Genomic DNA, 1102 nt, shown 5'->3' with positions numbered 1-1102 from the left:
AGGGCTGGAGCGTACCGGGCTGCCAGCGCATTATCCGCGATGCGGCCGGATTGGCCTATATCGACGATCAGGGCCGTTTGTTCCCTTTGCCGGAAGTCGATGAAGATGACGAAGAGCCGGTATTGTTTGAGAGCGAACAGATTTGGTTCAGCAAGAACCCGGACGGCCATTATGTCATTGCTTCTCTGGACGGTTCGATAGCGCTGCGTTTTGCGCCTTTGGTGGTGGCGGAGGACGGTTCTGATGAAGATTCCACCCTCTTCCCGCTGGTCGCGGTGGAAGACGCCAACGGCAACCATCAGCGTTTCGTCTATCATCCGCTGACCGGTCTGCCGCAATACGTCATCGACGGCAACGGCCGGGTGTTCTCGCTAAACTTCGGCAATGTGGCCGATGAGCAGTCGCCTAGAATGCGGCTGCTGTCGGTGTCGCTGTTGGAGGGTTTACCATCCTTTGGCGAAACGGTCCGGGTCGGTATGCCGCTGGTCCGCTATGAATACGACGGCAGTGGTGACCTGATCCGCGTCATCGGCCGCGACGGTAATGTCAAACGCAGCTTCGGCTATAAAAACAATCTGATGGTGTCGCATACGGATGCGGCCGGATTGGTATCGGAATACGAATACGACCATTACACCCCGACCGGCAAAGTCATCCGCAACCGGACTTCTTTGGGCGAGGAATGGCGTTTTACCTATCACGAAGGTTACACCGAGGTAACCGACATATTGGGCCGTACCGAGCAATATCATTACGACTACAACAATGAGTTGACCAAACGGGTGTTTGCCGACGGCAGTACCAACCTGATGGAACGCGACGACTTGGGCCGTCTGCTCAGCCATACCGATGCAATGGGACGCGTTACCCGTTATCAATACAGCAACGAAGGCCAGGTAGAAAGCATTATCCGTCCGGACGGCGTCATCCTGCATTTCGACTATGACGACAACTACCGTCTGATCCGTAAAAGCGATGCCGAAAGCTGTTACCACGGCTATACCTATGACGAAGCGGGTAACCTGCTGACCCATACCGACCCGCTGAAACACATCACCCGTTTCGAATATGCCGGCAACGGTCTGTTGCTGTCGGTAACCGA

The 1102-nt window shown here is 55.4% G+C and carries 1 pseudogene; it reads left to right on the top strand.

The annotated features are described in order from the left end of the window. Positions 1 to 1102, top strand: a pseudogene (locus tag ACTHS3_RS14065) (RHS repeat family protein); the annotation flags it as partial.

The organism is Neisseria sp. P0009.S007 (assembly GCF_051962515.1).
The sequence above is the reverse complement of the archived record's forward strand: the minus strand, read 5'-3'. Positions and strand labels throughout refer to the sequence as shown.